Raw genomic sequence first — 874 nt, 5'->3', positions numbered from 1 at the left:
TAAGCTCTTGTTGTTAATTTTTTAACGTATTTGTCTTGCTTCATTTCTTCTACTTTTTGTTGTAATTTTACAGAATTGATAGGAGCTATCCATTTACCAAATGACGAAAATAGTGTATCCTTGTCCATAAGCATGGTCCTTTATATTGGATTTGGACAGGGAGCACCTGTACTTCCATTATAAAGGATTTTTTTATGAACTAGTGATTATTAGAAATATTCTGACTACATTAATGCAACGCTAGTGATTTTTTTTACATATTCAATTGAATATTTTACTATTTTTAAACCTAATCCCTTTCCTTGGAACTCCGGTAAAATTGCTATCCGATAAAGATATTTATTATCTGGTTCAGTATTTATAAAATTAAATTCACCAATGTCTTTAATAGAAAATGTTCCAACTGCCAAATCATCAATAATTAGTAAGTAAACGTAGTTATTTATTATATCTTCTATTAAGTCATCTGAATTCCACGGATAATTCCATTGCAAAATACCCTTTGTATGAAGATCAATAGTGACTTTATTTAATAAACTAACAATATTATTTAAATCTTCAATTCTAGCTAATCTAATTTCACTACTCAAATTAACCACTCTTTTCTATATCAAAACTGTATTATTTTGGATTTGAGTCAATATATTGGACACAAAAAAGTTAACTCTTATGCTGAATGTTTCAATTGATCTTCGATGGCTTGAGGAGTCAAATAACCTAAAGCACTATGTATTCTTCTTCGGTTGTACCAGCCCTCAATATATTGAAAAATTGCTATCTTAGCAGAATAGTAATCTAGATATTGCACGTGATTTACTTCTTCTTTTTTCAATATAGCATGAAATGATTCAATACAAGCATTATCATAGGGATT

Annotated in this window: 2 protein-coding genes; both read right to left on the bottom strand. The window is 28.7% G+C overall.

Annotation, left to right across the window (positions count from 1 at the left end):
* Positions 1-224: 224 nt before the first annotated feature.
* Positions 225-590, bottom strand: coding sequence for a GNAT family N-acetyltransferase (locus BHF71_RS10600; RefSeq protein WP_069657600.1), 366 nt, complete (start codon positions 588-590; stop codon positions 225-227).
* Positions 591-667: 77 nt separating this feature from the next.
* A partial coding sequence (locus tag BHF71_RS10595) for an integrase core domain-containing protein (protein ID WP_141705358.1) occupies positions 668-874 on the bottom strand: 207 nt, incomplete at its 5' end.

It is taken from the genome of Vulcanibacillus modesticaldus (assembly GCF_001730235.1).
GTDB lineage: Bacteria > Bacillota > Bacilli > Tepidibacillales > Tepidibacillaceae > Vulcanibacillus > Vulcanibacillus modesticaldus.
The sequence above is the reverse complement of the archived record's forward strand: the minus strand, read 5'-3'. Positions and strand labels throughout refer to the sequence as shown.